Annotated in this window: 15 protein-coding genes, 1 pseudogene and 1 riboswitch; of the genes and pseudogenes, 10 read left to right on the top strand and 6 right to left on the bottom strand. The window is 66.3% G+C overall.

All coding sequences use genetic code 11. The annotated features are described in order from the left end of the window. Nucleotides 1–58: 58 nt before the first annotated feature. The 5 genes from OG976_RS04210 to proB all read left to right on the top strand — a co-directional run bounded on the left by OG976_RS04210 (nucleotide 59) and on the right by proB (nucleotide 6,276). Entirely contained in the window at nucleotides 59–2,887 is a 2,829-nt protein-coding gene (locus OG976_RS04210) for an Rne/Rng family ribonuclease (RefSeq protein ID WP_442930499.1), read from the top strand. A 160-nt stretch (nucleotides 2,888–3,047) separates the two neighbouring features. Next, nucleotides 3,048–3,359 (top strand): 50S ribosomal protein L21, encoded by a 312-nt coding sequence (gene rplU / locus OG976_RS04205; protein ID WP_059018069.1) that lies wholly within the window; start codon nucleotides 3,048–3,050, stop codon nucleotides 3,357–3,359. A gap of 19 nt (nucleotides 3,360–3,378) precedes the next feature. Next, nucleotides 3,379–3,642, top strand: a complete 264-nt coding sequence (gene rpmA, locus OG976_RS04200) for a 50S ribosomal protein L27 (RefSeq protein WP_328358293.1) — start codon at nucleotides 3,379–3,381, stop codon at nucleotides 3,640–3,642. 88 nt (nucleotides 3,643–3,730) lie between these two features. Then, nucleotides 3,731–5,179 carry a GTPase ObgE gene (gene obgE, locus OG976_RS04195; protein ID WP_328358290.1) on the top strand — a complete coding sequence of 483 codons (1,449 nt, stop codon included), beginning with the start codon at nucleotides 3,731–3,733 and terminating at the stop codon, nucleotides 5,177–5,179. Then, a complete protein-coding gene (gene proB, locus OG976_RS04190) occupies nucleotides 5,176–6,276 on the top strand; it encodes a glutamate 5-kinase (protein ID WP_328358287.1) in 1,101 nt (366 codons plus the stop codon). The genes obgE and proB overlap by 4 nt, the downstream gene beginning before the upstream one ends. On the opposite strand, the gene OG976_RS04185 is transcribed toward proB, so the two are convergent. The 3 genes from OG976_RS04185 to OG976_RS04175 are packed head-to-tail and all read right to left on the bottom strand — an operon-like array spanning nucleotide 6,273 to nucleotide 8,364. Continuing rightward, the gene (locus tag OG976_RS04185) at nucleotides 6,273–6,995 is read right to left on the bottom strand and encodes a hypothetical protein (protein ID WP_328358285.1); all 723 of its coding nucleotides are present in this window, start codon (nucleotides 6,993–6,995) and stop codon (nucleotides 6,273–6,275) included. The two genes, proB and OG976_RS04185, sit on opposite strands and share 4 nt — an antisense overlap. Next, the gene (locus OG976_RS04180; protein ID WP_328358282.1) at nucleotides 6,992–7,825 is read right to left on the bottom strand and encodes an NAD-dependent protein deacetylase; all 834 of its coding nucleotides are present in this window, start codon (nucleotides 7,823–7,825) and stop codon (nucleotides 6,992–6,994) included. Before OG976_RS04180 ends, OG976_RS04185 begins: the two co-directional genes overlap by 4 nt. Before the next feature lie 17 nt (nucleotides 7,826–7,842). Then, nucleotides 7,843–8,364, bottom strand: a complete 522-nt coding sequence (locus tag OG976_RS04175) for a YdcF family protein (protein ID WP_442930498.1) — start codon at nucleotides 8,362–8,364, stop codon at nucleotides 7,843–7,845. Nucleotides 8,365–8,532: 168 nt separating this feature from the next. Here OG976_RS04175 and OG976_RS04170 point away from each other — a divergent pair, with 168 nt between their 5' ends. Together OG976_RS04170 and OG976_RS04165 are read left to right on the top strand one after the other, a co-directional pair. Further along, complete coding sequence (locus OG976_RS04170; protein ID WP_328358276.1) at nucleotides 8,533–10,608, top strand: NAD(+) synthase; 2,076 nt, start codon at nucleotides 8,533–8,535, stop codon at nucleotides 10,606–10,608. A gap of 61 nt (nucleotides 10,609–10,669) precedes the next feature. Continuing rightward, a riboswitch (guanidine-III (ykkC-III) riboswitch) is annotated at nucleotides 10,670–10,737 on the top strand. A gap of 113 nt (nucleotides 10,738–10,850) precedes the next feature. Then, nucleotides 10,851–11,624, top strand: a complete 774-nt coding sequence (locus tag OG976_RS04165) for an MBL fold metallo-hydrolase (protein WP_328358273.1) — start codon at nucleotides 10,851–10,853, stop codon at nucleotides 11,622–11,624. A gap of 29 nt (nucleotides 11,625–11,653) precedes the next feature. Here the strand turns inward: OG976_RS04165 and OG976_RS04160 are convergent, their stop codons facing one another. From OG976_RS04160 to OG976_RS04150, 3 genes are read right to left on the bottom strand one after another with little or no spacing between them, the layout of a single operon-like run. Further along, a complete protein-coding gene (locus OG976_RS04160; RefSeq protein WP_328358270.1) occupies nucleotides 11,654–12,220 on the bottom strand; it encodes a hypothetical protein in 567 nt (188 codons plus the stop codon). A 9-nt stretch (nucleotides 12,221–12,229) separates the two neighbouring features. Further along, on the bottom strand, nucleotides 12,230–13,051 hold the full coding sequence (locus OG976_RS04155; protein WP_328358267.1) for an enoyl-CoA hydratase/isomerase family protein: 822 nt from the start codon (nucleotides 13,049–13,051) through the stop codon (nucleotides 12,230–12,232). Nucleotides 13,052–13,071: 20 nt separating this feature from the next. After that, nucleotides 13,072–13,932, bottom strand: coding sequence for a PfkB family carbohydrate kinase (locus OG976_RS04150; RefSeq protein WP_328358264.1), 861 nt, complete (start codon nucleotides 13,930–13,932; stop codon nucleotides 13,072–13,074). A 106-nt stretch (nucleotides 13,933–14,038) separates the two neighbouring features. Between OG976_RS04150 and OG976_RS04145 the strand changes: the two are divergent. The 3 genes and pseudogenes from OG976_RS04145 to OG976_RS04135 all read left to right on the top strand — a co-directional run. Further along, a pseudogene (locus tag OG976_RS04145) lies at nucleotides 14,039–23,020 on the top strand (hypothetical protein); the annotation flags it as partial. Nucleotides 23,021–23,044: 24 nt separating this feature from the next. Then, nucleotides 23,045–23,914: a TIGR04255 family protein gene (locus tag OG976_RS04140; RefSeq protein ID WP_328358258.1), complete on the top strand. Its 870-nt coding sequence runs from the start codon at nucleotides 23,045–23,047 to the stop codon at nucleotides 23,912–23,914. A gap of 47 nt (nucleotides 23,915–23,961) precedes the next feature. Next, nucleotides 23,962–25,209, top strand: coding sequence for a glutamate-5-semialdehyde dehydrogenase (locus OG976_RS04135; RefSeq protein ID WP_328358255.1), 1,248 nt, complete (start codon nucleotides 23,962–23,964; stop codon nucleotides 25,207–25,209). Nucleotides 25,210–25,225 lie beyond the last annotated feature (16 nt).

Below are 25,225 nucleotides of genomic sequence, written 5' to 3'. Positions count from 1 at the left end.
ACCCGGGCGCATAGCGGAAGCCCTCGCGTGGCCGCGTCGTAGGACGCGCCCGGGGGCCATAGGAGACTACGTGGCCGACGATGACAACTACCAGGACCTGCCCGAAACCCCGAGCGAGCTCCCGAGTGAGCCCCAGTGGGAACCACCCGCGGCCCCCGCGGGTGAGGAGCTGCCGGACCGCCTGAGGGTGCACTCCCTCGCGCGAGTCCTCGGCACCACCAGCCGACGCGTCCTCGACGCGTTGAGCGAGCTCGACGGCCGCACGCGCAGCGCGCAGTCCACCGTCGAGCGCACCGATGCAGTGCGCGTGCGTGACGTGCTGGCCCAGGAGCCGGCCCCCGCCGCTGAGCAACCCGCCGCACCGGTCGAGGTGCCGGCCGTCGAGGTCGACGTCGTGCCGGACGATGAGCCGGAATCGCGGTTGATTCTGGAAACCACCGCCGTCGAGCAGTCGGCGTACATGCCGTTGTTCGTCGCCCCGCAGCCGGTCCGGGCCGTCCCGGTCGAGAGCGACGACGACGACGCCGACGACGATGACGAAGACGACGACGACGAGGAGTCCGGCGCCGAAACCGACGACGACCAGTCCGAGCGGCCGGCCAGCCGTCGCCGCCGGCGGGGACGTCGTGGCCGCGGTCGTGGTCGCGGTGAGCAGGGCGAGGCCACCGGCGAGGACTCCGACGAGGAAGCCTCCGAGGGCGCCGACGAGGACGAGAACGACGAGGCAGCCGGCGACGAGGAGTCGGGCACCGGCGAGGCAGCCACCCGGCGCCGCCGCAGGCGCAGGCGCCGCAAGAGCGGTGGCGGTGGCGAGGACGGCGAGCCCGCGTCGGAGGACGATCCGCCCAACACTGTCGTTCACGAGCGCGCCCCGCGCAGCAAGGCCGAACGTGACCCGGATGCCATCCAGGGCATCAGCGGCTCCACCCGGCTCGAGGCCAAGCGTCAGCGCCGCCGCGACGGACGTGACGCCGGTCGTCGGCGCCCGCCGATCCTGTCCGAGGCCGAGTTCCTCGCCCGCCGGGAAGCGGTCGAACGCGTCATGGTCGTCCGCGACAAGATCCGCACCGAACCGCCGCACGAGGGCGCCCGCTACACCCAGATCGCGGTGCTCGAGGACGGTGTCGTCGTCGAACACTTCGTCACCTCGGCGGCGTCGGCGTCGCTGGTCGGCAACATCTACCTGGGCATCGTGCAGAACGTGCTCCCGTCGATGGAGGCCGCGTTCGTCGACATCGGCCGTGGCCGCAACGGCGTGCTCTACGCCGGTGAGGTCAACTGGGAGGCCGCCGGACTCGGCGGCGCGCAGCGCAAGATCGAGCAGGCACTCAAGCCCGGCGACTACGTGGTCGTCCAGGTCAGCAAGGACCCGGTGGGACACAAGGGCGCCCGGCTGACCACTCAGGTGTCACTGGCCGGCCGGTACCTGGTCTACGTGCCGGGTGCCTCGTCGACCGGGATCAGCCGCAAGCTGCCCGACACCGAGCGCCAGCGCCTCAAGGAGATCCTGCGCGAGGTCGTGCCGTCTGATGCCGGCGTGATCATCCGCACCGCCTCCGAAGGGGTCAAGGAAGAGGACATCCGCGGCGACGTCGAGCGCCTGCAGGAACGCTGGAACGCGATCGCTCAGGAAGCCGAGCGGGTCAAGGGCAACAAGGCCGGCGCCGCGCTGGCGCTCTACGAGGAGCCCGACGTCCTGGTCAAGGTGATCCGCGACCTGTTCAACGAAGACTTCTCCGGGCTGATCGTCTCCGGCGACAGCGCCTGGGACACTATCAACGAGTACGTGAATTCGGTTGCGCCCGAGCTTGTTCCGAAGCTGACGAAATACGATCCGCCCGGTGGTCCGGAAGGGCCGGACGTGTTCGCGGTGCACCGCATCGACGAGCAGCTGGCCAAGGCGCTGGACCGCAAGGTCTGGCTGCCCTCTGGCGGCACGCTGGTCATCGACCGCACCGAGGCGATGACGGTCGTCGACGTCAACACCGGCAAGTTCACCGGTGCCGGCGGCAACCTGGAGCAGACGGTCACCAAGAACAACCTCGAAGCGGCCGAGGAGATCGTGCGCCAGCTGAGGCTGCGCGATATCGGCGGCATCGTGGTGATCGACTTCATCGACATGGTGCTGGAGTCCAACCGCGACCTGGTGCTGAGACGCCTGACCGAGGCGCTGGGCCGCGACCGCACCCGTCACCAGGTCTCCGAGGTCACCTCGCTGGGCCTGGTGCAGCTGACCCGCAAGAAGCTCGGCACCGGGCTGGTGGAGGCCTTCTCCACGACCTGTAGCCATTGCAGCGGGCGTGGCATCGTGCTGCATGCCGACCCGGTGGACACCACGCAGGCGGTCGCACGCAAGGCCGAGGCGGGTAGTAGCCGCCGCAGCAAGCGTGGCAAGAAGGGCCGCACCGAGGAGCCGGCGGTCGCCCGGGTGCCGGTGCACGTGCCCGGAGAGCACCCGATGTTCAAGGCGATGGCGGCGGCTAACGGCGGCCCCGAGTCCGAGGAGTCCGACGAGGAGTTTGTCGACGAGCTCGACGGCGAGGCGATCTCGGCGGCGCAGGCCGACGTTGAGGAGCAGGTGGCCGACGAGGTCGTCGACGAGGATCTCGACGATGAGGACTTCGACGACGAGTCCGAGGATGACGAGTCCGACGACGATGACGATGAGGACGAGATCGACGTCGACCTGGACGAAGACGACGACGACCTCGACGATCCCCTCGACGTCGGCGACTCTGACGAGGACGACGAGGACGAGGACCTGCCGGACAGCGACGAGTACGACGACGACGTCGACGAACCCGCCGTGGTCGAGGTCCCCGTGGTGGGCGGCAGACGGCCCCGGCGCCGTGCGGCGGCCCGTCCGGCCGGGCCACCCGTGGCCTAGGCGAGGCGGTTTGACCCTCCCGGTGCTGGTCACGTAACCTTGAGCAGTTGTCGCCAGGCGTCCGACGCCGGTGGCAGCGGGCTTACGATCCCGCACCCCCAGACCCGCGCACGCAGCTTCGGTTAGCGCGCGCCCGCAGAGCAAGGCAGAAGAGGAACTGATGGCGACGTACGCAATCGTCAAGACCGGCGGCAAGCAGTACAAGGTCGCCGTGGGAGACATCGTCAAGGTCGAGAAGCTCGAGGTCGAGGCCGGTAGCTCCGTTTCGCTGCCTGTCGCGCTCGTCGTCGACGGCGCCACGGTGACCACCGACGCCAAGGCTCTGGAGAAGGTCGCGGTCACCGGTGAGGTGCTCGAGCACACCAAGGGTCCCAAGATCCGCATCCACAAGTTCAAGAACAAGACCGGCTACCACAAGCGGCAGGGTCACCGTCAGCCGCTGACCGTGCTCAAGGTCACCGGGATCAAGTAGCGACAGGGAGCGAACAGACATGGCACACAAAAAGGGCGCTTCCAGCTCGCGCAACGGCCGCGAGTCCAATGCCCAGCGACTCGGCGTCAAGCGTTTCGGTGGTCAGGTCGTCAAGGCCGGCGAGATCATCGTCCGCCAGCGCGGCACCCACTTCCATCCCGGCGTCAACGTCGGTCGTGGCGGGGATGACACCCTGTTCGCCACCGCGCCTGGCGCCGTGGAGTTCGGGCTGAAGCGCGGCCGTAAGACCGTCAACGTCACCCGCGTCGCCCGACCGGAGTAGGTCTTAATTTCGCGAGTGTGCGTCCACTGCGAGATTGAGACCGATTTCTCGCAGTACGTTCACACTCGACGATTGAAAGGACCCTCCGATGCCCCGGTTCGTCGACCGCGTTGTCATTCGTACTCACGCGGGCAACGGCGGTAACGGCTGCGCCTCGGTGCACCGCGAGAAGTTCAAACCACTCGGCGGGCCTGACGGCGGCAATGGCGGCAATGGCGGCAGCGTCATCCTGGTCGTCGACCCGCAGGTGCACACCCTGCTGGACTTCCACTTCCACCCCAACGTTGTCGCACCCTCGGGTAAGCAGGGGATGGGCAACAACCGGGACGGGGCCAACGGCACCGATCTCGAGGTCAAGGTTCCCGACGGCACCATGGTGCTCGACGACCACGGCCGGCTGCTGGCCGACCTGGTGGGCGCCGGCACCAGTTTCATCGCGGCCGAAGGTGGCCGAGGCGGACTCGGCAACGCCGCGCTGGCCTCCCGTGCCCGCAAGGCGCCGGGGTTCGCGCTGCTCGGCGAAAAAGGCCAGGAACGCGACCTCACCCTCGAGCTCAAGACGGTAGCCGACGTCGGCCTCATCGGATTCCCGTCGGCCGGTAAATCGTCGCTGGTGTCGACCATCTCAGCGGCCAAGCCCAAGATCGCCGACTACCCGTTCACCACGCTTGTGCCCAACCTCGGTGTCGTCTCGGCCGGTGAGCACACCTTCACCGTCGCCGACGTCCCGGGCCTGATCCCGGGCGCCTCCGAGGGCCGCGGCCTGGGTCTGGATTTCCTGCGTCACATCGAACGCTGTGCCGTGCTGGTGCACGTCGTCGACTGCGCCACCCTGGAGCCGGGCCGCGACCCGGTCTCCGACATCGACGCGCTGGAGGCCGAGCTGGCCGCCTATCAGCCGACGCTGCAAGGAGATACGACGCTCGGGGACCTCGAAGGCCGGCCCCGTGCGGTGGTGCTGAACAAGATCGACGTCCCCGAAGCCCGCGAACTGGCCGACTTCGTCCGTCCCGAGATCGCCAAGCGCGGCTGGCCGGTGTTCGAAGTCTCGACGGTCAGCCGGGAAGGCTTGCGGGAGTTGACTTTTGCGCTGTGGGATCTGGTCGCCGCCTACCAGGCCGCCCAGCCCGAGGTGATTCCGCGCCGGCCGGTTATCCGGCCGATCCCGGTGGACCAGAGCGGCTTCACCGTCGAGACCGACACCGCCAACCCCGGTGGCTTCATCGTGCGCGGCACCCGCCCCGAGCGCTGGGTGGCGCAGACCGACTTCACCAACGACGAAGCGGTCGGCTATCTCGGTGACCGACTGGCCCGTCTCGGCGTCGAGGACCAGCTGCTGAAGCGGGGTGCGGTGGCGGGGTGTGCGGTGACCATCGGCGACATGACCTTCGACTGGGAGCCGCAGACACCGGCCGGTGTGGATGTCACACCGACGGGCCGCGGAACCGACGCCCGGCTCGAACAGAACGATCGAATCGGCGCCGCCGAGCGGAAGGAACTGCGCCGCCAGCGCCGTGAACACGGCGAGGAGACGTGAGCGAGTACCGCGACGCGATCCGGAGCGCCCGCAGTGTCGTGGTCAAGATCGGCACCACGGCACTGACCACGAAGTCCGGGCTCTTTGACGCAGGCCGGCTGGCGAAACTGGTCGACGCCATCGAGGCCCGGATGCGGGCCGGCTCCGACGTCGTCATCGTCTCGTCCGGCGCGATCGCCGCAGGCATCGAGCCGCTGGGCCTGAGCCGGCGACCTACCGATCTGGCCACCAAGCAGGCCGCGGCCAGCGTCGGGCAGGTTGCGCTGGTCAACGCCTGGAGTGCGGCGTTCGGCCGCTATGACCGCACCGTCGGCCAGGTGCTGCTGACCGCGCACGACATCGCGATGCGGGTCCAGCACACCAACGCCCAACGCACCCTGGACCGGTTGCGCGGGCTGCACGCGGTGGCCATCGTCAACGAGAACGACACCGTGGCCACCAACGAGATCCGCTTCGGCGACAACGACCGGCTCTCGGCCCTGGTGGCCCACCTGGTCGGTGCCGACGCGCTGATCCTGCTCTCCGACATCGACGGGCTCTACGACGCCGACCCGCGCAAGGGTGATGCCCGGTTCATCCCCGAGGTCGCCGGCCCCGACGACCTCGACGGTGTCGTCGCCGGGCAGGGCAGCCGGCTGGGCACCGGCGGTATGCGCTCGAAACTGTCCTCGGCGCTGCTGGCCGCCGACGCCGGCGTGCCGGTTCTGCTGGCCGCCGCCGCTGACGCCGGCGCCGCCCTCTCGGACGCCTCGGTGGGCACGGTGTTCGCGCCGCGCGCAGACCGGATGTCGGCCCGGCGGTTCTGGGTGCGGTACGCCGCCGAGGTCGCCGGGGCGCTGACGCTTGATGCCGGTGCGGTCCGGGCGGTGGTCAAACAGCGCCGTTCACTGCTGCCCGCCGGGATCACCGGGGTATCGGGCCGGTTCTTCGGCGGAGACGTCGTGGAGCTGCGCGGCCCCGACGAGGAGATGGTGGCGCGCGGTGTGGTGGCCTACGACGCCGCGGAGCTGACGACGATGATCGGGCGTTCAACCACCGACCTGCCTGCTGAGATGCGCAGGCCCGCCGTGCACGCGGACGACCTCGTCGCGGTCTAGCGCCGCCCGCGATGCAGTAGCCCGCGGATCCCTTTTTCCAGCTCAGCCAGTTTGGCTTTCAACACCTCGGCACGGTCGCCGGCCGCGTCCATCGGGTCGTCGTCACGCTTGCGGACGGTGACACCGTTGGCCGTGGCGGTGGCGATCACCGACTCGCTGACCCGGGCGTCGGCCAGGATCAGGGTGGAGATCACGCCGGGGGAGAGCACCTTGTCGCGGCGGAACAGGCCGCCGCGATAGTGCACCTCGGCCGGGATGCGGACGTCGGCGTGGTCTTCGATCTGCCGTCTGGCGGTGGCCATCAGCAGCGTCAGGACCGCCGCCGACGCCAGGCCCAGCAGCCTGCCCCGGCCGGGGAACCAGGGCACCGGCAGCCGGTCCACCTGCTTCTCGACAGCGCCCGACAGCAGGTACTCGACGAGGTTGCGGGTGTCGATCTCGGTCATCTTCGACCACTTGACGTCATCGCCGTCGAATTCGAGGGTGTCCGGCGTGATGGCCAGACCGCCGTAGCGGTTGAGGAACAGCACGGCGCCGCGCAGCCGCTGCGGCAGCCGGGTGGTGTCGGCGACGATGTCGCCGATGCCCAGCGCCCACCGCTCGGTGATCGGCCCGGGTGGTGGTCGCATCCGTTTGAGCAGTGCGGCAACCCGGCCGGCTTCGGTGTCGATGTCCTCTTGGGTGGGTGCGCCGACCTCCCGGCCCCTGGAGCGTTTCATGCCGACATGGTCTCAGCCAGTTCGTCGGCCAGCAGCACGAGCATCTCCGAACAGCCGTTGTCGACCTTCACCGTCGCCAGATCGTCGCCGCGGGTGGCGCCGCGGTTGACGATCGCGACGGGCATGCCCAGCGCTGCGGCGTGCCGCACGAACCGGTAACCCGAGAACACCGTCAGCGACGAACCGGCCACCAGCAGCGCGTCGGAGTCGTCGACCATCGAATAAGCCTGGGCGACAACGTCTTTACTGACGCTCTCGCCGAAGTAGACGATGTCGGGTTTGAGCATTCCGGCACAGGCCGGGCAGTCCACGAAGTGAAAGGACTCGGTGTCGTCCACCACGGCGTCGGCGTCGGGGGCGACGGCAAGCCCACCGACCCGCTCGGCGCGTTCGGTGAAGCCGGGATTGGCCGCCTCGAGTTGTTCGGCCAGCGCGGCCCGCGACATGGTGTGCCCGCAGTCCAGGCACACCACCTGGGCGTAGGTGCCGTGCAGGTTGATGACGTTGCGGCTGCCGGCCTTGGTGTGCAGCAGGTCGACGTTCTGGGTGATCACACCGGTGACCACCCCGGCCCGCTCCAGGGCGGCCAGCGCCCGGTGCCCGGCATTGGGCAGGGTCTGGGCCATGTGCCGCCAACCCAGGTGATTCCGTGCCCAGTACCGCTGCCGGTATTCGCGGCTGGAGGTGAACTGGCGGATGGTCATCGGATTGGCCGGCGGGGAGTCCGGTCCGCGGTAGTCGGGGATGCCCGAGTCGGTGGACAGGCCGGCCCCGGTGAGCACCGCGATACGGCGCCCCGACAGCGCCGCAACGAGCTCCGGGGCGTCCATGCCACCAGGATAGGCGGCTAGCCGATGTTGATGAACGGGCTCACTGCATCGCGGGCGAACTGGGCCACGTTCACCGTTGCGTCGCCGTCCGGGAAGCTCACCGTGGACAGCAGATGGCCGCCGGCGTCCACGAAGTCGCCGTCGGCACGGCCCTGATGAGTCGACGACGTGACGAGGATGATTCCCGAGGTTCCGGCCTGTTCGGCCAGCGGCACCGAGAATCGCGCGTTCTGCACGGTGCTGTTGGCCTTGTCCTCCACGATGATCCGGTTGTCCGGGAACCCGAACATCATCAGCATGCGGCGCATCTGAGCGGCCTCGGTCTGCCCGTTGCGCGGGTTACCGCCGGTGACGATGACCGGCGACTGCGGGAAGAACTGCGCGACGGCCAGTCCGGTGAACACCCGGTTGCGCAGCACCGCCCGCATGCTGCCGTCCGGGTTGAGGCCGTAGCCGAGGATCACGATCGCCGGCCTGGAGAAATCCTTGGCCGATGTCGGTGGCGCGGCCTGGGCGGGTGTCGGTGCGACGCCGCCCATTACCGCGGCGGCGACGGCGAGAGCAGCGGCTGCAGCTTTGAGTCGACGACGCACGTGGCCTCCGCGGAAGTATCTGAATTGTCGTCTGCGTAATCGTGCGGCGACAGTGGATCGTTACTTCGGGCATACCCGTTTCCGGCCCGTGACCTGGTCGGGCGACAATGGGGCATGGACTTCTACTCCGTCTACCGGCACGGGTTCGCGCGGGTGGCCGCGTGTACGCACCACACGGTGCTGGCCGACCCGGCCGCGAACGCCGAGTCGGTGGTGCGGATCGCTCGCGCCTGCCACGACGACGGGGTGGCCGTGGCGGTGTTCCCCGAACTGACCCTGTCGGGCTATTCGATCGAGGACATCCTGCTGCAGGACAGCCTGCTCGACGCCGTCGAGGACGCCCTGCTCGACGTCGTCGCCGCCTCGGCGGACCTGCTTCCGGTGCTCGTGGTGGGAGCCCCGCTGCGCTACCTGCACCGCATCTACAACACCGCGGTGGTCATTCACCGCGGCGCGGTTCTTGGCGTCGCGCCGAAGTCCTATCTGCCCACCTACCGGGAGTTCTACGAGAGCCGGCAGCTCGCTGCGGGTGACGATCTGCACGGCACGATCCGCATTGGTGGCGCCGAGCGCTTGCGCGAAGAGCATCGGGCCCCGGTTGACGTGCCGTTCGGTCCGGATCTGCTGTTCGCTGCCGAGGACGTCCCCGGTCTGGTGCTGCACGTCGAGATCTGCGAGGACATGTTCGTGCCCGTGCCGCCCAGTGCGCACGCCGCACTGGCGGGTGCGACGGTGCTGGCCAACCTGTCGGGAAGCCCGGTCACGATCGGCCGCGCCGAGGACCGCAAGCTGCTGGCCCGGTCGGCGTCGGCGCGCTGCCTGGCCGCCTATGTCTACGCCGCGGCGGGTGAAGGGGAGTCGAGCACCGACCTGGCCTGGGACGGGCAGACGATGATCTTCGAGAACGGCAGGCTGCTGGCTGAGTCGGAGCGCTTCCCGAAAGGTGAACGCCGTTCGGTGGCCGATGTCGACCTCGATCTGTTGCGCGCGGAGCGGTTGCGGATGGGCACCTTCGACGACAATCGCCGCCACCACCAGGACGCGCTGACCTCGTTCCGGCGTATCGGTTTCGTTCTCGATCCGCCGACGGGTGACATCGGCGTGCTGCGCGAGATCGAACGGTTCCCCTTTGTGCCCAGCGATCCCCTCCGGCTGGAACAGGACTGCTACGAGGGCTACAGCATTCAGGTCTCCGGCCTCGAGCAGCGGCTGCGTGCGCTGAACTACCCCAAGGTCGTCATCGGTGTCTCCGGCGGTCTGGATTCGACGCACGCGCTGATCGTCGCGGCACGGGCGATGGACCGGGAAGGCCGCCCGCGCAGCGACATTCTGGCGTTCACGCTGCCCGGTTTCGCCACCGGTGAGCGCACCAAGAGCAACGCCATCAAGCTGTCGCGGGCGCTGGGCGTCACCTTCGAAGAGCTCGACATCCGGTCGACGGCCTCGCTGATGCTCACCGAGCTCGGCCACCCGTTCTCGCACGGCGAACCGGTGTACGACGTCACCTTCGAGAACGTGCAGGCCGGCCTGCGCACCGATTACCTGTTCCGGATCGCCAACCAGCGCGGCGGCATCGTGCTGGGCACCGGTGACCTGTCCGAATTGGCGCTGGGCTGGTCGACCTACGGTGTCGGCGATCAGATGAGCCACTACAACGTCAACGCCGGTGTGCCGAAAACCCTTATCCAGCATCTGATTCGGTGGGTCATATCATCGGGTCAGTTCAACGACGAGGTCGACGAGATCCTGCAGTCGGTGCTCGACACCGAGATCACCCCCGAACTCGTGCCCACCGGTGAGGACGAGGAAATCCAGAGCAGTGAGGCCAAGGTGGGCCCGTACGCTCTGCAGGATTTCTCGTTATTCCAGGTGCTGCGCTATGGCTTTCGGCCCTCGAAGATCGCGTTCCTCGCCTGGCACGCCTGGAGTGATCCCGATAGCGGAACCTGGCCCCCGGGTTATCCGGAGGGCAAGCGAACAGCCTATTCGCTCAAGGAGATTCGGCACTGGCTTGCGGTTTTCGCGCAGCGGTACTACTCGTTCAGCCAGTTCAAGCGCTCGGCACTGCCCAATGGGCCCAAGGTGTCCCATGGCGGTTCATTGTCGCCGCGCGGTGACTGGCGGGCGCCGTCGGACATGTCGGCGCGGATCTGGCTCGCCGAGATCGAACGGGAGATTCCCGAGGCCTGAGCGGTGGCCGGGGCCGAAAGGTGCCTTGATGGCGGCTGACGTCGGGTGTTAGCCTCGGCTTTGTCGATGCGTTTGAGCGTATCCCCGGACGAGATGTGCGCCGTACCCGGCTTGTCAAGACGACGCACCTTGGAGGGTTGATGTCCGACGCTGCCAGCACCGCCGCCCTAAGTGCCCCGACGTTGTTGGGTGTGCGGTGGATACACGGATCGGTGTCGTCCAAGCACAACACCGACCCGGACGTGCAGATCCACTGGTACGACGACGACACGGTGATTTTGCGGCAGAACAAGGCAATTCACTACGAAGCGCCGTTCATGTTCCTGCTCTTCGGCCGAGACCGGGCGGTTCTGCTGGACACCGGCGCCACTGCTGAGGAGCAGTATTTTCCGCTGCGTGAAGTGGTTGACGGCGTGATCGAGGAGTGGCTCGGCCGCCACTCAGAGGCACAGCGGCCCTATGACCTGCTGGTCCTGCACACGCACTCCCATGGCGATCACATCGCCGGTGACATTCAGTTCACAGACCGCCCCGGGACGACCCTTGTGGCGGCTGACAAGGAAATCGCTTGGAAATACTTCGGTTTCACCGACAACCTGCACGCGACCCGAACGGTCGACCTCGGCGATCGAGTGCTGGACGTTATCGCCACACCGGGACATGACGCTTCAGCGGTGACCTACTACGACCCGTGGACGGGCATCCTCTTCACCGGCGACACGGTGTACCGCGGTCGGCTTTACATTGTCGACTGGCAGGCGTTCTCGCAGAGCATCGACCGGCTCATCGAGTTCTCCGAATCGCACCGTGTGAGCCACGTGATCGGCTGTCACATCGAGATGACCTGCGCACCCGGCGTGGACTATCCCGTTCTGACGACCTATCAGCCCGACGAGCCTCCCCTGGAGATGTCCGTCGCGCACCTGCATGCCGTTCGCGCCGCACTCGAGACGGCCGGCCCTCATCCCGTGCGGCACGTCTGCGACGACTTCATCCTCTGGCCCGAGGACGACTGAGGAGCCTCGGCCCTACAGCCTGCCGAACGCTAGAAGCTGAACGCCAGAAAGTGAAACAGCTTGGAGTCGACCTCGAACGTCGCCAGCGATTGCGCCCCGAGTTTATCGGTCGCCGTGTGCAGTGATCTCGGGTTGTCGGCGGCGACGAAGAGCACGCCGACGTCGAACTTGTCGCGGTAGGCCTTGCGGGTCACCGCGTTGAACGATGAGTAGACCCCTTGTCCTCTCAGTTCCGCGCCGATGCAGACCGGACCGCGTAATGCGTAGCGCTGCATGGCGATTGGTCGTCCGTTCATCTCCACGGTCTGAGCGAGGTCGATCACTCCGCGCACGATCGGCGGCAGGTCCGGGTCGGTCGCCGCCGGTGGGGCGAGCACGGCGATGAAACCGCCAACGCGGTCGTCCTCGGTCACGGCGACGTGCACGCCCCCGTCGTCAACCGCCCGGGCAAACCATTCCGGGGAATGCCGAACGGAGATGAAGCCGCCGGCACGCTCGGATTCGCTGAGATTGCCGATGAAGTAGCGGTCTTCGAGCGCAACCAGTGCGGGGACATCGAGCAGGGTTGCCGGTCGTATCCGGGCTTGCGTCACCATCGCGGGGCCCTACAGCCTGCCGTCGATCCGCAGGTCCGGGTGCACCCAGCTCGGTGAGCGGCGCTCCTTGAACGCCAGGAAGCCCTCGATCGACTCCGGGGATCCGAGACTGCGCTGCATGCCGATCCGGTCGTAGAGGCCCAGGTAACTGTCGATGGTCGACTTCACCACCGAGCGGGCGTCGGGCGCGGTGCGACAGCACTGGGCCAGCACTTCCCGGGCGGCGTCGGCCAGCTCGTCGTGGGGGACCACCCGCGCGACCATGCCCCAGTCCAGGGCTTCCTGGGCAGTCAGGGTTCGGCCGGTGAACATCAGGTCGCGGGTGCGGACCGGGCCGATGAGCCGGGTCAGCATCTGGCTGTAGTACGTATCGGCGATGCCCCGGTACAGCTCGGGCACCCGGAACGTCGCGCGCTCACTGACCACGGCCATGTCGGCGCACAGCGCGATCTGCAGACCGCCGCCCTGGCACAGGCCGTTGACCGCCGCGACCACCGGCTTGCTGGACTGGCGCAGGGTCTCGAACGGGGTGACGTCCAAACCGAGTGCCGAGCCGAAGGTCAGCCAGTTGTCGGCGCCGCCGCCGCCCATGTCCCCGCCAGGGGCGAAGACCTCACCCGTGCCGGTGATCAGCAGCCCGGCTAAGTCCGGATCGGAGCCGACATGGTTGACGGCGTATCTGATGCCGAAGTACATCGCCGGTGTCATCGCGTTGCGCGCCTCGGGGCGATCCAGCGTGCACACCCCGAACGCGCCTTCGCGGGTGAACCTCAGGAACGGCGTGCCCAGCCAATCCCCATCGGGCGGGCGGGGCGAATCAGTGTGCGTCATCGACGATGAGACTATCGCCTCTACGGTAGATCGTTCAGTAGCGCATCGTCGATCGCCTCGACGGTCGGCGCGCAGTCTCCCGCGCCGGCGACCAGCGTCGCCAGCGCCCCCGCCGCGCACGCCCGTCGCAGCGCCCGCTGCGCACCCGTCGTCCAGTCGGCGGCGAGCACGCCGGCGAACACATCGCCGGCTCCGGTGGTGTCGATCGCTTCGACCTCCGGCGCCGGTACCTCGAGCGGGCCGTCCGGTCCGCAATAGCTCGCACCCCGCGCTCCCCGGGTGACCACACGATGTGGTGTCGGCCAGTCCCAGTGCGGCTCCTCGGTTTCATTGACCACCACCACATCGGTCACCGCGGCCAGGTCCGCCAACGCCGCGTCGGTGCTCACCGGTGAGGCGTTGACGATGACGGTCGCCCCGACCGAGCGGGCCACCCTCGCGGCCGCCACCGCGGTCGCCACCGGTATCTCGAGCTGGACCAGCAGTACCTCGCACCCGGTGATCGCCGCGCGGGCGGCCGCCGACGCCAGGGTCAGATGGCCGTTGGCGCCGGGAGCGACGACGATCAGGTTGTCGCCGTCCTCGCCGACCATGATCACGGCGCTGCCACTGGGCGCGTAGAGCTCCTCGAGACCGTCGAGACCGACTCCGTTGGCGCTGAGGTGGCTTCGCAGTTGTGCACCGGCCGCGTCGGCGCCGACCGCACCGACGAATTCGACCTCGGCGCCGGCCCGGGCGGCGGCCACCGCTTGGTTACCGCCCTTCCCGCCGGGTTCGGTGCGCACAGCGGATGCGAGCACCGTTTCACCGGGCCGCGGCAGGGCGGCCACCGAGAAGAACTGATCGACGTTCACGCTGCCAACCACACACACCCGCGCCATGGGTCCACGCTAGTTTGCCAACGGCCGGAATCACTTCGTGGGGCGAATCTGAGCGCTGTTTGTTTTAGCCACAACACGGTACCGACGCGCGTGTTAATTTATGGCCGTGACCGGCCGTCATCGCGCCAAGAAAGCGCCGAAAGTCAAAGCCGGTCGCCATCGTCGCAAGCCCCAGCGCCGCATCGAACCGTACGCGTGGCTGGGCGCGGGCGTGGCCACCGTCGCGGTCGGCGCCGCATTTGCTGCCGGGCCTGCGATCGCCCACGCGGATACCGCGGACTCCGCCGGATCGACGGCGGGCAGTTCGGCACCGGCCCACGGCGGTTCAGGTCGCAGCACCGCTGCCCGATCGAGCGCCGAAGACTCACCGGCCTCCACCACCACCGCGCCCACGCGCAGCGTCGGGAAGTCGGGTCGCGCGGCCCGATCCGCCGACGCCGACTCCGCCAAGACCGCCGGCGGCGGCACGGCGTCGACGGCCACCGCAGGATCCACCGCGACCACCAGTGCCGCGCCGCCCGCCGCCGCCCGGGTGCCTGCCGCGGCCGCGGCTGCGCCCACGCCCGCTGACGACCCGCCACCGGCGACCACCGCCGCCGTGGCCGACGCCGTGGCCGCCACTGTGTTCGAGGCTCCCGAAGCCGCCGCGGCCGCAGTGGCCGACGCTCCGATCGCCGCCGCGGCGACAACCCCTCTGAACAGCGCGGCGGTCGTCGACTACGACGACGTCTCTGCCGCGCTGACGGCCTGGGTCGCCGCACTGTCCACCCAGCTCACCGCCGGCACGTTGCAGGACCGGTTGCGCAATTTCCTGGCAGTGCCGCTGTTCACCTCGCTGCTGACGTCGCTGGGGACCAATCTCGGCCTGGGCAACGTCGGTACGGCCAACCTCGGCTCCGGCAACGTCGGTGATCTCAACCTGGGATCGGGCAACAAAGGCAGCTCGAACCTGGGCGACGGCAACGTCGGCGACGGCAACCTCGGCTCGGGCAACTCCGGAAGCAACAACGTCGGCTCCGGAAACTCCGGCAGCTCGAACCTGGGCGCGGGCAATCTCGGTAGTTCCAATATCGGGTGGGGGAACCTGGGGGACAACAACTTCGGGTTCGGCAATACCGGTAGCGGGAATATCGGGTTCGGCAACACCGGCACCGGCAACATCGGCATCGGGCTGACCGGCAACAACCAGATCGGATTCGGCGGCTGGAACACCGGCACGGGCAATATCGGGTTGTTCAACTCCGGCAACAACAACATCGGGTTCTTCAACTCCGGTGACGGCAATGTCGGATTCTTCAACTCCGGAAACGGCAACTGGGGCATCGGCAACGCCGGCGATTTCAACACCGGGCTGTTCAACGTCGGCATGGCCAATACCGGCATGTCGAACGTCGGTAGCGCCAACACCGGCCGCGCCAACAGCGGCAACCACAACAGCGGCCAGGCCAACATCGGTAGCACCAACACCGGGTCGTTCAACGTCGGAAACACCAACACCGGGTGGGCCAACACCGGCAATTCCAATACCGGACTTGCCAATTCGGGCAACGTCAACACCGGTGCCTTCATCTCCGGCAACTACAGCAACGGATTCTTCGTCACCGGAGACAACCAGGGCTGGATCGGTATCGACCTGTCGATCACGATCCCGGCCATCCCGTTCAGCTTCACGTTCAGCATCCCGATCAATCAGGAGATCGACGTCCCGACACAAGCGGTCGACGTTCCTGGTCTCACGGTTCCCGCCTTCACCTACTCGACGACGGGTTTCTCGGCCTTCTTCGGGCCGATCATCGTCCCGCAGTCGATCCTGGACACCCCGGGCGTCAAGATCTTCGTCGGTTCCTCGACGACGACGCTCGACATCACGATCACCGGACAAGCTGATCCCTACACCATCACCTTCCTCAAAATCGACCCCGCCCCGGGGTTCTTCAACTCGACGACCAACCCCACGTCGGGCTTCTTCAACTCGGGAACCGGCGGCGGGTCCGGGTTCTCCAACGATGGTGCCGGCGCCTCGGGCTGGGCCAATCAGGTCGCGCCGGGCGGCACCGGTCTGTCCGGCTGGCAGAACTACGGCCAACTGGCCTCCGGGTGGGCCAACCTGGGCAACACCATCTCGGGATTGTTCAACACCTCGACGCTGGATCTCGCTGTCCCGGCGTTTGTTTCAGGCATGGCCAACGTCGGCTCCCAGGTGGCCGGCGTCTTGCAGGGATTGGCCCCCAATCTCGGGTTGGGCAATGTCGGGTCGTGGAATGCCGGGTTCGGCAACGTCGGGGACTGGAACCTGGGCTCGGGCAACGAAGGCACACTCAACGTCGGTGACGGCAACCTGGGCGATAGCAATCTCGGCGCGGGTAACTCCGGAGACAACAACGTCGGCTCGGGTAACTCCGGTAATGCGAACGTCGGCGCGGGCAATCTCGGTAGTTCCAATATCGGGTGGGGGAACCTGGGGGACAACAACTTCGGGTTCGGCAATACCGGTAGCGGGAACATCGGGTTCGGGAATACCGGCACCGGCAACATCGGGATCGGGCTGACCGGCAACAACCAGATCGGGTTCGGCGGCTGGAACACCGGGACGGGCAATATCGGGTTGTTCAACTCGGGTAACAACAACATCGGGTTCTTCAACTCTGGTGATGGCAATGTCGGGTTCTTCAACTCCGGTGACAACAACTTCGGGATCGGCAATGCCGGAAACCTCAACACCGGGTTGTTCAATGTGGGCAACACCAACACCGGCATCTCGAATGTCGGCAGCGTCAACACCGGCTACGGCAACAAGGGCAGCCACAACTCGGGCAGCCTGAACATCGGCAACACCAACAGCGGCGACTTCAACGCGGGCAACACCAACACCGGGTGGGCGAACTCGGGTAATTCCAATACGGGTCTGGCCAATTCGGGCGATGTCAACACCGGGGCGTTCATCTCCGGTAATTACAACAACGGCTTCTTCTGGCGTGGCGACAACCAGGGTCAGTTCGGCGCAGCCTTCGGGATCTACCTACCCGTCTACTCCATCCACGCCACCGCGACCATCCCGATCGACATCCCGATCACCACGAACCTCGGCGATGTCTTCTACAGCCTGCCCACCATCCCCAGCATCCCGTACGGGATCACCCTGCTCAGCATCCTCAGCATCACCGGCCAGATCACCTCCGTGACCATTCCGACCATCGAGGCCGAGACATCCACAGCGGCACCGCAGATCCGCATCGGTGGCCCCGACACCGTGATCACCGGTACCGCGACGGCGGGCATCGGTGGCGTGTACATCTCACTGTTGGATATTCCGAAGGGTCCGGGGTTCTTCAACTCCACCACCGCAGCGACGTCGGGGTTCTTCAACTCGGGTGCCGGTGGTGGTTCGGGGCTCTTCAACTTCGGTGCAGGCAGTTCGGGTCTGCTGAACATGGTGCCGCTGGAGATCGTCGGCGGCTCCGGCCTGTCCGGACTGCTCAACTACGGGTCGCTGTCCTCCGGGCTGGCGAACCTCGGCTCGCAGATCTCTGGGTGGTTCAACACCTCGACGTTGAACCTCGATGCCGCCGCGGATCTTTCGGGTCTGGCCACCGTGGGCACCTCGCTGGCCGGGCTGTTCCGCGACGCCACGGGCAGCACCTTCAACCTGGGTCTGGGCAATCTGGGGTTCGGCAACGTCGGGTCGGGCAACGTCGGAAACTGGAACTTGGGCTCGGGTAACGAGGGTGCGACGAATGTCGGTGACGGCAATGTGGGGGACGGCAATCTGGGGTTGGGGAACTCCGGTGACGGCAACATCGGCGCGGGCAACAACGGCGACGTCAATGTCGGGTTCGGTAACCGGGGGAACTTTAATGTCGGCTGGGGGAACCTGGGGGACAACAACTTCGGGTTCGGCAATACCGGTACCGGGAATATCGGGTTCGGCAACACCGGCACGGGCAATATCGGGTTTGGTCTGACGGGGAACAATCAGATCGGGTTCGGTGGCTGGAACACCGGGACGGGCAATATCGGGTTGTTCAACTCGGGGAACAACAACATCGGGTTCTTCAACTCTGGTGATGGCAATGTCGGGTTCTTCAACTCTGGTGACAACAACTTCGGGATCGGCAATGCCGGAAACCTGAACACCGGGTTGTTCAATGTGGGCAACACCAACACCGGTGTCTCGAATGTGGGCAGTGTGAACTCGGGGTATGGCAATTCCGGTAGCCACAACTCGGGTGGGATGAACGTCGGCAACACCAACAGTGGTGCCTTCAATGCGGGTAACACCAATACGGGGCTGGCGAACTCGGGGAACTCCAACACCGGTGTCGCCAACACCGGCAACGTCAACACCGGGGCCTTCATCGCCGGCAACTTCAGTAACGGCCTGCTCTGGCGCGGCAACAATCAGGGCCAGTTCGGCGCCAGCCTCGGCATCACCATCCCGACAATCCCCATCACCCTCGAAGCGGACGTTCCGATCGCGGTCCCCATCACGGCCACCATCGGCGCCGGCCCGCAGCCGGGAACCGTCACAGTCCTGGCCTTCAGCGTTCCCCAGATTCAGGCCCAGATCAACGGCCTCGGCAACGCCATCACCATCGGCCCCATCAACATCCCGAACATCGTGGTATCGGCCGACAATCCCTTCCTCACCGCTGAGATCGGTGGCCAGGGCACGGCGATCCACATCACCGGTACCGGCGGCATCGGACCCATCGTGATTTCGCTGTTGGATATTCCGAAGGGTCCCGGGTTCTTCAACTCGACGACGGCGCCGACGTCGGGGTTCTTTAATTCGGGTGCTGGTGGTGGTTCGGGGTTCTTCAACTTTGGTGCGGGTAGTTCGGGTCTGTTGAATATGGTGCCGTTGGAGTTGGTGGGTGCGGCGGGGTTGTCGGGGTTCTTGAACTATGGGTCGTCCTCGTCGGGGGTGGCCAATCTTGGTTCGGCGGTGTCGGGGATCTATAACTCCTCGAGTCTGAATCTTGGTGATGCGGCCAATGTTTCGGGCTGGGGCAGTGTGGGTTCGCAGGTGGCGGGTCTGCTGCGTGGTGCTCAGGTGAATCTGGGTCTGGGCAATGTGGGGTTTGGCAATGTCGGGTCGGGCAATGTGGGGGATTGGAACCTGGGCTCGGGTAACGAGGGTGCGACCAATGTCGGTGACGGCAATGTGGGGGACGGCAATCTGGGGTCGGGGAACTCCGGTGACGGCAATGTCGGTTGGGGTAATGCGGGGTCGGGCAATGTTGGTGTCGGGAACCTGGGGGACAACAACTTCGGGTTCGGCAATACCGGTAGCGGCAACATCGGGTTCGGGAATACCGGGACGGGCAATATCGGGTTTGGTCTGACGGGTAACAATCAGATCGGGTTCGGCGGCTGGAACACCGGGACGGGCAATATCGGGTTGTTCAACTCGGGGAACAACAACATCGGGTTCTTCAACTCTGGTGACGGGAACATCGGGTTCTTCAACTCCGGTGACAACAACTTCGGTATCGGCAATGCCGGAAACCTCAACACCGGGTTGTTCAATGTGGGCAACACCAACACCGGCGTCTCCAATGTCGGCAGCGTCAACACCGGCTACGGCAATGCCGGTAGCCACAACTCGGGTGGGATGAACGTCGGTAACACCAACTCGGGGTTGTTCAACGCGGGCAATACCAACACCGGGTGGGCGAACTCGGGGAACTCCAACACCGGTGTGGCCAATGCCGGCAACCTCAACACCGGGGCGTTCATCTCCGGCAACGGCAACAACGGCTTCTTCTGGCGCGGCAACAACCAGGGCCTCTTCGGGGCGAGCCTGGGTATCACCATCTCCGAGATCCCCATCACCCTCAACATCGACGTCCCCATCGACATCCCGATCAGTGTCGACCTCGCCGACGTCACCCTCGAAACCTTCACCATCCCAGGCTTCCTCATCGACGCACCGCTGTGGCCGCTGCCACTCGGCACCGGTGGCGGCACCTCCTTCCAGGTCTCCAGCATCACCATCCCCACCGTGCCCGTCACCCTGCCCGATGTCTCCGCACTCATCGGCGGACCGGATACCACCATCCACATCACCGGTCTCGGTGCGATCGACCCGATCACCATCTCGCTGCTCGACATCCCCACCGCCCCCGGCTTCTTCAACTCGACGACGGCGCCGACGTCGGGGTTCTTTAATTCGGGTGCTGGTGGTGGTTCGGGGTTCTTCAACTTTGGTGCGGGTAGTTCGGGTCTGTTGAATATGGTGCCGTTGGAGTTGGTGGGTGCGGCGGGGTTGTCGGGGTTCTTGAACTATGGGTCGTCCTCGTCGGGGGTGGCCAATCTTGGTTCGGCGGTGTCGGGGATCTATAACTCCTCGAGTCTGAATCTTGGTGATGCGGCCAATGTTTCGGGCTGGGGCAGTGTGGGTTCGCAGGTGGCGGGTCTGCTGCGTGGTGCTCAGGTGAATCTGGGTCTGGGCAATGTGGGGTTTGGCAATGTCGGGTCGGGCAATGTGGGGGATTGGAACCTGGGCTCGGGTAACGAGGGTGCGACCAATGTCGGTGACGGCAATGTGGGGGACGGCAATCTGGGGTCGGGGAACTCCGGTGACGGCAATGTCGGTTGGGGTAATGCGGGGTCGGGCAATGTTGGTGTCGGGAACCTGGGGGACAACAACTTCGGGTTCGGCAATACCGGTAGCGGCAACATCGGGTTCGGGAATACCGGGACGGGCAATATCGGGTTTGGTCTGACGGGTAACAATCAGATCGGGTTCGGTGGCTGGAACACCGGGACGGGCAATATCGGGTTGTTCAACTCGGGGAACAACAACATCGGTTTCTTCAACTCTGGTGATGGCAATATCGGGTTCTTCAACTCTGGTGACAACAACTTCGGTATCGGCAATGCCGGAAACCTCAACACCGGGTTGTTCAATGTGGGCAACACCAATACCGGTGTCTCCAATGTCGGCAGCGTCAACACCGGCTACGGCAACAAGGGCAGCCACAACTCGGGCAGCCTGAACATCGGCAACACCAACAGCGGCGACTTCAACGCGGGCAATACCAACACCGGGTGGGCGAACTCGGGGAACTCCAACACCGGTGTGGCCAACACCGGCAACCTCAACACCGGGGCGTTCATCTCCGGCAACGGCAACAACGGCTTCTTCTGGCGCGGCAACAACCAGGGCCTCTTCGGGGCGAGCCTGGGTATCACCATCTCCGAGATCACCGGCCACTTCGACGTCGACATCCCCGTCGACATCCCCGTCACCGTCACCGTCACCCCACTGACGATCGACACCATCACGATCCCTACCGTCACGGTCGGCCCAGGAGCCGTTCTCGGGCAGTCGGTCTGCTTCATCGGCTGCGTTGTCAACCAAGAAGGCGTCAGCGCGAACTTCGGGCCGATCACCGTCGGACCCATCCAACTCGGATTCACCGACAACAAGGCCGTGACCGCAACGATCGGTGGACCGAGCACCGTCATCAAGATCGGCGCCAGCGGCGGCATCGGCCCCGTCGAGATCAAGCTGCTCGACATCCCGGCCGCCCCCGGCTTCTTCAACTCCACCACCAACCCGACATCGGGCTTCTTCAACACCGGCACCGGCGGCGGCTCCGGGCTGTTCAACGTCGGCGCCGGCTCCTCCGGCTGGTCCAACGCCGGCAACGGCCTCTCCGGCCTGCAGAACTACGGCGCACTGCTCTCGGGTTGGGCCAACCTCGGCAACACCATGTCGGGATGGTTCAACACCTCCACACTCGATCTTGCTGCAGCGGCCAACGTTTCGGGCCTGGCGACCCTCGGCACGCAATTGGCCGGTCTGTTCCGCGATGCCACCGGCACAAGGTTCAACCTCGGCCTGGGCAACGTCGGTTCCCTCAATGCCGGATTCGGCAACGTCGGTGACGTGAACCTCGGATCCGGTAACTACGGCAACAACAACGTCGGCAGCGGCAATGCCGGGGACGGCAACCTCGGGTCGGGGAACTCCGGTGACGGCAATATCGGCGTCGGCAACGCCGGCGATGTCAACATCGGTATCGGCAACCTGGGGAACTTCAACGTCGGCTGGGGCAACCTGGGAGACAACAACTTCGGGTTCGGCAACACCGGCAGCGGCAACATCGGGTTCGGTAACACCGGAACCGGCAATATCGGGTTCGGTCTGACGGGGAACAATCAGATCGGGTTCGGAGCCTGGAACACCGGGACGGGCAACTTTGGGTTGTTCAACTCGGGTAACAACAACATCGGGTTCTTCAACTCCGGTGACGGCAACGTCGGATTCTTCAACTCCGGCAACAACAACTGGGGCATCGGCAACGCCGGCAACCTCAACACCGGGTTGTTCAACGTGGGCGGCAGTAACACCGGCATCTCCAATGTCGGCAGCGTTAACACCGGCTACGGCAACGCGGGCAGCCACAACTCCGGCAGCGTGAACGTCGGCGGCAACAACAGCGGATCGGCCAACGCCGGCAACACCAATACCGGCTGGGCCAACTCCGGCAACACCAACACCGGCCTGGCCAACTCCGGCAACACCAACACCGGGGCCTTCATCTCGGGCACCAACAGCAACGGTCTCTTCTGGCGTGGCAACAACCAGGGGCTGCTGAGCTTCACCTACTCGATCACGATCTCCGAGATCGAGTACCACTACGACGTGACGATCCCGATCGACATTCCGATCGGCGCCACCATCGACCCGGCGACGCTCAACGCCATCGACATCAACATCCCGTTCCAGGTCAGGACCTGGGACCGCATCGGGGGATGCGCCCCGTTTGTCGGTTGCTCCTTCACCAACTGGGGCGCGTCAATCAAGGTCGTTGACAGCAATATCCCCATCACGATCGACGCCATGACGTTCGGGCCGTTCCAACTGCCGCCGATCGCGTACACCGACACGATCGACCTCGCGGGCAACGGAACCCTGGGGCCGTTCGTCTTCAACGTCATCGACATCCAACAAGAGCCCGGCTTCTTCAACTCCACGACCACCCCGTCGTCGGGCTTCCTCAACAGCGGCGGCGGCGCGAATTCCGGCTTCGTCAACTCCGGAACCGGGCTGTCGGGTCTGTTCCAGAGCGGCTCCTAGCGGCCCGTAAGTTGGTTGCCCATGTACCCCAAGCGCGAAGCCTTCCCCAACCCGCCAGTGGTGGTGGTCGCCGCCGAGGTCCTCTTCACCGATTCACCGCGGCTTCGCCAGAACGAAACCCTCGACGCGATCGCGATCGCATTAGAAGGGCGTTTCCCGTTCACCGAGCCGCTGACCGGAGTCGGCGTCGCCGCTGTCGCCCCAGGTATGCCGGCACAGCTGCAATCCCGCCAGGGCGTGCTGCTGCGCAATGCCGAGCGCACCGAAGCCGTGACCATCACCGCCGGCTCACTGACCTACGAGACATCCGGCTACACCGAGTTCGACAGCCTCCACACCGCGATGGGAGCCGCGTGCCAGGCGCTGGTGCAGGCCCAGGTGGCACCCGAACTCAAGCGGGTGGGTCTGCGCTACATCGACGAGATCCGGGTGGCCCAACCCGTCACCGACGCCCGGCAATGGGGCACCTGGGTCGACGCAAGCCTGCTGGGGCCGATGGCGATCACCCCCGATCACGTTCCCTCGGCCGGCATCCAGGGGGCCGTCGGATTCGACCTCGGCGGACGCGGTGGCCTCAAGATCCAGTTCGCGTCGTTCACCGAGGGCGCGACGATGCTGCCGGGTCATCTGCGGCGCCGGCCGTTCGAACCCGGACCGTTCTTCGCACTCGATTTCGACGGCTTCGTCGAGTTCGGCGCCGAGGAGTCCGTGCGGTTGGATGCCGGTGTGGTCACCGAACTGCTGGCCAAGGTGCATGCGCCGCTCGGCGCCGCGTTCCAGGGCTCGATCACCGACGCCGCCCGGGCCCTGTTCCGTGGCGGTGTCGCCGGGTCGATCAACGGGTCGGGCGGCCCGCGCCATCGCAGCGAGTCCGAACCGCCGATCGGCTGAACCAGCCCCCACCTGCCGGTTGGTCGGCAGACCGATACCCTGGTCCGATGAGTGTGCGAGCACCGTCGGTTCCCGATGTTCGTGAACAGGTGCATGAGGCGGCCCGGCGCGCCCGTGTGGCGTCGCGCATCCTCGGATCCCTGAACACCACGGTCAAAGACCGGGCGCTGCACGCCGCCGCTGACGCCGTCCTGGCCCACACCCACCAGATCATCGCCGCCAACGCCGAGGATCTCGACGCCGCCCGTGCCGCCGGCACACCCGAGGCCATGCTGGACCGGCTGGCGCTGAACCCTCAGCGTGTCGACGGCATCGCCGCCGGACTGCGCCAGGTCGCCGGGCTACCGGACCCGGTCGGCGAGGTGCTGCGCGGGCGGACCCTGCCCAACGGCCTGCAACTGCGCCAGCAGCGCGTTCCCCTCGGCGTGATCGGCATCGTCTACGAGGGCCGGCCCAACGTCACCGTGGACGCCTTCGGGCTGACATTGAAGTCCGGGAACGCCGTGCTGCTGCGCGGCAGTTCCTCCGCGGCGAACTCCAACGCTGAACTGGTCACCGTGCTGCGCGGCGCACTGGCCGGCGAAGGTCTGCCCGAAGACGCGGTTCAACTACTGCCCAGCGCCGACCGCTCCAGCGTCACCCATCTGATCCAGGCCCGCGGCCTGGTCGACGTGGTCATCCCGCGCGGCGGCGCCGGACTCATCGACGCCGTCGTCCGCGACGCCACCGTGCCCACCATCGAGACCGGCGTCGGCAACTGCCACGTATACGTGCACTCCGCGGCCGATCTCGACGTCGCCGAGCGAATCATCCTCAACGCCAAGACCCGTCGCCCCAGCGTCTGCAACGCCGCCGAGACCCTGCTCATCGACGCGGGAATCGCTGAGGTCGCCAGGCCACGGCTGCTCGGGGCGCTGCAGCAGGCCGGGGTAACCGTGCACGACAACCCGACCGAGGACGAGCTGCGCGCCGAGTTCCTCTCCATGGACATCGCGGTGGCCGTCGTCGCGGACCTGGATGCGGCAATCGACCACATCAACACCTATGGGACCGGGCACACCGAGGCCATCGTCACCACCAATCTCGCAGCGGCACAACGATTCACCGAACAGGTGGATGCTGCCGCCGTGATGGTCAACGCGTCGACCTCCTTCACCGACGGTGAGCAATTCGGATTCGGCGCCGAGATCGGCATCTCCACCCAAAAGCTGCATGCCCGCGGCCCGATGGGTCTGCCAGAACTGACATCGACCAAGTGGATCGTCTGGGGAGACGGTCATACCCGACCTGCCTGACCACGACAGGAGAACC

The organism is Mycobacterium sp. NBC_00419 (genome assembly GCF_036023875.1).
Classification (GTDB): domain Bacteria; phylum Actinomycetota; class Actinomycetes; order Mycobacteriales; family Mycobacteriaceae; genus Mycobacterium.
The sequence above is the reverse complement of the archived record's forward strand: the minus strand, read 5'-3'. Positions and strand labels throughout refer to the sequence as shown.

Bases quoted from the DNA above. Each gene is read 5' to 3' on its own strand.
- OG976_RS04150 (WP_328358264.1), bottom strand. From the start codon at position 13,932: ATGGCGCGGGTGTGTGTGGTTGGCAGCGTGAACGTCGATCAGTTCTTC.
- OG976_RS04175 (WP_442930498.1), bottom strand. From the start codon at position 8,364: ATGGGCGGCGTCGCACCGACACCCGCCCAGGCCGCGCCACCGACATCG.
- OG976_RS04155 (WP_328358267.1), bottom strand. From the start codon at position 13,051: ATGACGCACACTGATTCGCCCCGCCCGCCCGATGGGGATTGGCTGGGC.
- OG976_RS04185 (WP_328358285.1), bottom strand. From the start codon at position 6,995: ATGAAACGCTCCAGGGGCCGGGAGGTCGGCGCACCCACCCAAGAGGAC.
- OG976_RS04170 (WP_328358276.1), top strand. From the start codon at position 8,533: ATGGACTTCTACTCCGTCTACCGGCACGGGTTCGCGCGGGTGGCCGCG.
- OG976_RS04160 (WP_328358270.1), bottom strand. From the start codon at position 12,220: ATGGTGACGCAAGCCCGGATACGACCGGCAACCCTGCTCGATGTCCCC.
- obgE (WP_328358290.1), top strand. From the start codon at position 3,731: ATGCCCCGGTTCGTCGACCGCGTTGTCATTCGTACTCACGCGGGCAAC.
- OG976_RS04135 (WP_328358255.1), top strand. From the start codon at position 23,962: ATGAGTGTGCGAGCACCGTCGGTTCCCGATGTTCGTGAACAGGTGCAT.
- rpmA (WP_328358293.1), top strand. From the start codon at position 3,379: ATGGCACACAAAAAGGGCGCTTCCAGCTCGCGCAACGGCCGCGAGTCC.
- rplU (WP_059018069.1), top strand. From the start codon at position 3,048: ATGGCGACGTACGCAATCGTCAAGACCGGCGGCAAGCAGTACAAGGTC.
- OG976_RS04180 (WP_328358282.1), bottom strand. From the start codon at position 7,825: ATGGACGCCCCGGAGCTCGTTGCGGCGCTGTCGGGGCGCCGTATCGCG.
- OG976_RS04140 (WP_328358258.1), top strand. From the start codon at position 23,045: ATGTACCCCAAGCGCGAAGCCTTCCCCAACCCGCCAGTGGTGGTGGTC.